This window comes from Cupriavidus sp. 96C5-1, assembly GCF_057798855.1.
The window spans coordinates 125,288-131,847 of sequence record NZ_JBYOJU010000030.1; the positions used below are offsets into that span (position 1 = coordinate 125,288).

General features: G+C 69.3%; 5 protein-coding genes. All 5 read left to right on the forward strand.

Annotation, left to right across the window (positions count from 1 at the left end; translation table 11 throughout):
* The first annotated feature begins 138 nt into the window (after positions 1-138).
* Positions 139-1,398 (forward strand): ROK family transcriptional regulator, encoded by a 1,260-nt coding sequence (locus AC3FOF_RS28340; RefSeq protein WP_276268730.1) that lies wholly within the window; start codon positions 139-141, stop codon positions 1,396-1,398.
* On the forward strand, positions 1,385-2,995 hold the full coding sequence (locus AC3FOF_RS28345; RefSeq protein WP_488728485.1) for a sugar ABC transporter ATP-binding protein: 1,611 nt from the start codon (positions 1,385-1,387) through the stop codon (positions 2,993-2,995). The genes AC3FOF_RS28340 and AC3FOF_RS28345 overlap by 14 nt, the downstream gene beginning before the upstream one ends.
* Before the next feature lie 89 nt (positions 2,996-3,084).
* Complete coding sequence (locus AC3FOF_RS28350) at positions 3,085-4,098, forward strand: ABC transporter permease subunit (protein WP_276268732.1); 1,014 nt, start codon at positions 3,085-3,087, stop codon at positions 4,096-4,098.
* Between the two features lie 48 nt (positions 4,099-4,146).
* On the forward strand, positions 4,147-5,139 hold the full coding sequence (locus AC3FOF_RS28355) for an ABC transporter substrate-binding protein (protein ID WP_488728486.1): 993 nt from the start codon (positions 4,147-4,149) through the stop codon (positions 5,137-5,139).
* A 57-nt stretch (positions 5,140-5,196) separates the two neighbouring features.
* Positions 5,197-6,560 (forward strand): glucose-6-phosphate dehydrogenase (gene zwf, locus AC3FOF_RS28360; RefSeq protein WP_488728487.1); only part of this gene is annotated, 1,364 nt, incomplete at its 3' end.

The following is a 6,560-nucleotide window of genomic DNA, read 5'->3' on the forward strand; positions in this document are numbered from 1 at the left end:
CCTCGGGTTTCCCCTTGCTTGAGTTATCGGGTCCGTTATTATTTAATTCAACATGAATTAATTAATGCCGCAGCCCACCCGCCGGATAACAGGCAACAGGTGACGCCAGCGGTGGGCAGAACCACATCCGGAGACGATATGACCAGTGCCAAGGCCGGCCGCGGCGTGAATTCCGCCAGCTTGCGGCTGTACAACGAGCGCGCGCTCCTGCTGGCGCTGCGCCATGCCGGGGAGGCCTCCAAGGCCGATCTCGCCCGCATGGCCCAGCTCACCAATACCGCGGTGGGCAGCATCGTGCAGTCGTTGACCGACGAGGGCCTGATCCATATCGCCGGGCGCCGCCAGGAAGGGCAGCGCGGCCAGCCGGCCAGCCTGATCCGCCTGCAGCCCAAGGGCGCCTTCGGTATCGGGGTGCGGCTCGACCGCGCCAGCATCGAGTGCGTGATGGTCGACTTCGGCGGCGAGATTCTCGCCAGCCGCGCGCACCAGATGGTCCTGCCCCATCCGGAACAGGCGCTGGCAATGGTGCGCGACGACGTGGCCGCGCTGCGCGCGCAGCTGACGCCGGCCGAGCGCAAGCGCCTGCTCGGCATCGGCGTGGCCCAGCCCTACAACCTCGGCGCCTGGCTGCGCGAGCTCGACCTGCAGGACGAAGCGTCGCAAGCCACCTTCCGCGCCTGGGACGAGGTAGATTTTGCCGCCGAGCTGGCGGATGCCGCCGGCCTGCCGGTATTCGGCGAGAACGATGGCACCGCCGCCGCCGTGGCCGAACTGTTCTACGGACACCACCACGCGCAGAACTTCCTGTACGTCTTCGTCGGCCCCGCCATCGGCGGCGGCGTGGCGCTCAACGGCGACTGCGTGCGCGGCGTGTCGGGCAATGCCGGCGATATCGGCATGATGCCGGTGCCGCACAGCACGCTGGCCTCGGCGCCGCATACCGGCAAGCGGCGCGACATCCTGCTGGCGCGCGCCTCGCTCAATGCGCTGACGCGCCACCTGCGCCATCACGGCGTGGCCATCGACAGCCATGCCGACCTGGAAGCCCAGGTGCGCGGCCAGCATCCCGCCGTGGCCGAATGGCTCGACGACTGCATCGATGCGCTGGCGCCGGCGCTGCAATCCGCGCTGGCGGTGCTGGACGTGCCGCTGGTCATCCTCGACGCCGATATCGATGCCGGCCTGGTGGCCGCGCTGATCGGGCGCCTGCAGGCCGAGCTGGACGAGGGGGCGCCCGAGGCGCGCCGGCCGCCGCGGGTGGTGCGCGGGTGTTTCGGCGCCAACGCCGGCGCGGTCGGCGCGGCTTCGCTGCCGATGTTCATGAATTTTTCGCCGCGGGCCGAGCTGCTCAAGGGTGCGTCCGCCATGATTCCGGAGGCCAACCATGCCATCGTCTGATCCGCACGGCCCGGTGCCATTGCTGGCGCTGCGCAATATTTCCAAGACCTTCCCCGGCGTGCGCGCGCTGCGCAACGTCGAGCTGACCGCCTACGCGGGCGAGGTCCACGCCTTGATGGGCGAGAACGGCGCGGGCAAGTCGACGCTGATGAAGATCCTGTCGGGCGCCTACATCGCCGACGCCGGCGGCGAATGCCATATCGATGGCAAGCCGGTGCATATCGACGGCCCGCAGGCGGCGCGCGAACTCGGCGTGGCCGTGATCTACCAGGAACTCAGCCTGGCGCCCAACCTGAGCGTGGCCGAGAACATCTACCTCGGCCGCGCCTTGCAGCGCCGCGGGCTGGTGGCGCGCGGCGAGATGGCGCGCGCCTGCGAGCCGACGCTGGCCCGGCTCGGCGCCGATTTCCCGTCGACCGCGTGCGTCGCCAGCCTGTCGATCGCGCAGCGCCAGCTGGTGGAGATTGCCCGTGCCGTGCACTTCGAGGCGCGCATCCTGGTGATGGACGAACCCACCACGCCGCTGTCCACGCACGAGACCGACCGCCTGTTCGCGCTGATCCGCCAGCTGCGCGGCGAGGGCATGGCGATTCTCTATATCAGCCATCGCATGGCCGAGATCGACGAGCTGGCCGATCGCGTCACCGTGCTGCGCGACGGCGGCTTCGTCGGCACGCTGGATCGCGCGCACCTGTCGCAGGCGGCGCTGGTCAAGATGATGGTGGGGCGCGACCTGTCGGGCTTCTATACCAAGACGCACGGCCAGGCGCGCCAGGGCGAGGTGGTGCTGTCGGTGCGCGATCTCGCCGACGGGCGGCGCGTGCGCGGCTGCAGCTTCGCGTTGCGCGCAGGCGAGGTGCTGGGGCTGGCCGGCCTGGTAGGCGCGGGCCGCACCGAACTGGCACGCCTGGTGTTCGGCGCCGACGCGCGCACGCGCGGCGAGGTGTGCATCGCGGGCCCCGCCGGCCTCGCTACGCTGCCGCCTGGCGGCCCGCGCCAGGCGATCGACGCGGGCATCGCCTACCTGACCGAGGACCGCAAGCTGCAGGGCCTGTTCCTGGACCAGAGCGTGCACGAGAACATCAACCTGATCGTGGCCGCGCGCGACGCGCTCGGCCTCGGGCGCCTGAACCGGCCGGCGGCGCGCCGGCGCACCACCGAAGCCATCGATGCGCTCGGCATCCGCGTGGCGCATGCGCATGTCAACGTGGGCGCGCTCTCGGGCGGCAACCAGCAGAAGGTCATGCTGTCGCGCCTGCTGGAAATCCAGCCGCGCGTGCTGATCCTGGACGAGCCCACGCGCGGCGTGGATATCGGCGCCAAGTCGGAGATCTACCGGCTGATCAACGCGCTGGCCGAAAGCGGCGTGGCGATCCTGATGATCTCCAGCGAGCTGCCGGAAGTGGTGGGCCTGTGCGACCGCGTGCTGGTGATGCGCGAGGGCGCGCTGGCCGGGGAAGTGCAGCCGTGCGCGAGCGCCGCCGAGACCCAGGAACGCATTATCGCGCTGGCCACGGGCGCGGCGCAGCCGGCGAGCGCATGGGCCGGCATGCTGCCGCAGCAGATGTCGGCGCAGGCGCACGGCCTGCTGCATTGAGATAGCGCGCGGGGCACGGCCCCGCCATCGGACACGAGATATCGACGCCGGCCTGCCACTCTACGCAGCCGCCGGTGCAGGAGACCACCATGCAAGATTCGATCACCCGCCCCGCCCATCCTTCCGGTCCGGCGTTGCCAGTGGCAGCCCGCGGCCGCCTCACCACGCAGGAGCGCCTGCGCGCGCTCGGCATGCTGCCCGTGCTGGTGCTGCTGTGCATCGGTTTCACGGTGCTGACGGAGAACTTCGCCAGCTGGCAGAACCTGTCGATCGTCGCGCAGCAGGCCTCGATCAATATGGTGCTGGCGGCCGGCATGACCTTCGTGATCCTGACCGGCGGCATCGACCTGTCGGTGGGATCGATCCTGTCGATCTCCGCGGTGGTGGCGATGCTGGCGTCGCTGGTGCCGCAGCTCGGCGCGCTCAGCGTGCCTGCGGCGCTCTTGTGCGGCTTGCTGTTCGGCCTCGTCAACGGCGCGCTGGTCGCATTCATGAAACTGCCGCCGTTCATCGTTACGCTCGGCACGCTGACCGCCGTGCGCGGGCTGGCGCGGCTGGTCGGCAACGACAGCACCATCTACAACCCGGACATCGGCTTTGCCTTCATCGGCAACGGCGAGGTGCTGGGCGTGCCCTGGCTCGTGATCATCGCCTTCGCCGTGGTGGCCGTGTCGTGGTTCGTGCTGCGCCGTACCGTGCTGGGCCTGCAGATCTACGCGGTGGGCGGCAACGCGGAAGCGGCGCGGCTGTCCGGCATCAAGGTGTGGATCGTGCTGTTGTTCGTGTACGCGGTGTCGGGTTTGCTGTCCGGCCTCGGCGGCGTGATGTCGGCCTCGCGCCTGTATGCCGCCAACGGGCTGCAACTGGGGCAATCGTACGAGCTCGACGCGATTGCCGCGGTGATCCTGGGCGGCACCAGCTTCGTCGGCGGCACCGGCTCGATCGGCGGCACGCTGATCGGCGCACTGATCATCGCGGTGCTGTCCAATGGCCTGGTGCTGCTGGGCGTGTCCGATATCTGGCAGTACATCATCAAGGGCCTGGTCATCATCGGCGCGGTGGCGCTCGACCGCTACCGCCGCAAGGACTCGGCGCGCACCTGAAGCGCAGGCTGCGGTTACCGCGAATACACGGGCTACAGGAGACTCGACATGTCCAAACACAACCTGGCGGATTACCTGACGGCACTCGCGCTGGCGGCACTGGCGGCGCTGGGCACCAGCGCGGCGGCGCAGACCGCTGCGGCGCCGGCCTCCGCGGCACCGGCCGCCGCCGAAAGGCCGCTGAAAAAAGTCGGCGTCACGCTCGGCTCGCTGGGCAACCCGTACTTCGTCGCACTGGCGCGCGGCGCCGAGGCGGCGGCCAGGAAGATCAACCCGGACGCCAAGGTCACGGTGCTGTCCGCCGATTACGACCTCAACAAGCAGTTCTCGCATATCGACAGCTTTATCGTGTCGAAGGTGGACCTGATCCTGATCAACGCAGCCGATGCGCGCGCGATCGAGCCCGCCGTGAGGAAGGCCCGCAAGGCCGGCATCGTGGTGGTGGCGGTGGACGTGGGCGCGGCCGGCGCGGATGCCACGGTGCAGACCGACAACACCCAGGCCGGGGAACTCGCCTGCGGATTCCTGGCCGAACGGCTGGGCGGACACGGCAACCTCATCATCCAGAACGGCCCGCCGGTATCCGCCGTGCTGGACCGCGTGAAGGGCTGCAAGACGGTACTGGGCAAGCACCCCGGCATTCATATCCTGTCCGACGACCAGGATGCCAAGGGCTCGCGCGAGGGTGGCCTCAACGTCATGCAGCTTTACCTGACCCGCTTTCCCAAGGTCGATGCGGTCTTTACCATCAACGATCCGCAGGCGGTGGGCGCCGACCTGGCCGCGCGCCAGCTTAACCGCCGCGGTATCCTGATCGCTTCGGTCGACGGCGCGCCGGACATCGAGGCGGCGCTCAAGGCCGATACCTCGGTGCAGGCCTCGGCCAGCCAGGACCCGTGGGCGATCGCGCGCACCGCGGTGGAAATCGGCGTGGGGCTGATGCACGGCAAGCCGCCGGCGAACCCCACCATACTGCTGCCTTCCACGCTGGTGACGCGCGCCAACGTGAACGACTACAGGGGGTGGGCCACGCCGCGCTAGCGCGGCAGCGGCTCCCCCGATACCCGAACCCAACCCGACCAACCGACTGGTGACATGATGCAAAGCAATGCTGTAGCCCCGGCACCCGAATTCGACTTCGTGCTGTTCGGCGGCACCGGCGATCTCGCCACGCGCAAGCTGCTGCCCGCGCTGTTCGATGCGCACTGCGTGGGCTCCCTGCACGCGCGTGGGCGCATCGTCGCGCTCGGCAGCCAGCCGCTCGGCCAGGACGCCTACCTGGCCATGCTCGAAGCCAAGGTGCGTCCCGCGCTGCCGGCCGCCGCCGCCGGGGAGGCGTGGCAGGCTTTCATCGAGCGCATCCGCTACCTGCAGGTGGACGCCAACGCGCCGGAAGGCTTCGATGCGCTGGCCGAACTGGTGCGCGCGCGCGCCGCGCCGGTGGTGGTGTTCTACCTGGCCACCGGGCCGCAGCTGTTCGTGCCGATCTGCGATCAGCTGGCCCGCACCGGGCTCAACCATGCCGGTGCCCGGGTCGTGCTGGAGAAGCCGCTGGGCCACGACCTGGCCTCGTCCGATGCGATCAATGCCGCGGTGGCCCGCCACTTCGCCGAAGACCAGATCTACCGCATCGATCACTACCTGGGCAAGGAGTCGGTGCAGAACCTGATGGCGATGCGCTTCGGCAACGTGCTGTTCGAGCCCTTGTGGCGGCGCGAATGGGTGCGCGACGTGCAGATCACCATCGCCGAGGAACTCGGCGTGGAAAAGCGCGGCGCCTTCTACGACGGTATCGGCGCGCTGCGCGACATGGTGCAGAACCACCTGCTGCAATTGCTGTGCATGGTGGCGATGGAGCCGCCCTCGAGCCTGTCCGAGGACGCCATCCGCGACGAGAAGCTGAAGATCCTCAAGGCGCTCAAGCCGATCGAACTGGGCGAGGTCGCCGAGAAGGTGGTGCGCGGGCAATACTGCCGCGGCGCCGCGGGCGGCGACGCGGTGCCGGGCTATGTGAACGAGGCGGCCATCCCGCCCGACAGCCAGACCGAGACCTTCGTCGCCATCAAGGCCGAGATCGCCAACTGGCGGTGGGCGGGGGTGCCGTTCTACCTGCGCACCGGCAAGCGCATGCAGTCGCGCGTGGCCGAGATCGTGATCCAGTTCCGCGACGTGCCGTATTCCCTGTTCCCACGCCCGCTCGACCACGAGCCTGGCAACCGGCTGGTGATCACGCTGCAGCCCGAGGAAAGCATCCGCCTGCATTTCCTGGTCAAGCAGCCGGGCGACACGCAGGCGCTGCAGCCCGCTTCGCTGGACCTGCAACGCATGCTGCCGCGCGGGCAGGGCGCACGGCATGAGCGCAAGACCGGTGCTTACGAGCGCCTGCTGCTCGATGTCATCCGCGGCCGGCTTGGCTTGTTCGTGCGGCGCGACGAGCAGGCCCAGGCCTGGCGCTGGGTCGC

What these genes read in the sequence shown, in the direction of transcription:
- AC3FOF_RS28350 (WP_276268732.1), top strand. Translation starts at nt 3,085, where the DNA reads ATGCAAGATTCGATCACCCGCCCCGCCCATCCTTCCGGTCCGGCGTTG.
- AC3FOF_RS28345 (WP_488728485.1), top strand. Translation starts at nt 1,385, where the DNA reads ATGCCATCGTCTGATCCGCACGGCCCGGTGCCATTGCTGGCGCTGCGC.
- AC3FOF_RS28340 (WP_276268730.1), top strand. Translation starts at nt 139, where the DNA reads ATGACCAGTGCCAAGGCCGGCCGCGGCGTGAATTCCGCCAGCTTGCGG.
- AC3FOF_RS28355 (WP_488728486.1), top strand. Translation starts at nt 4,147, where the DNA reads ATGTCCAAACACAACCTGGCGGATTACCTGACGGCACTCGCGCTGGCG.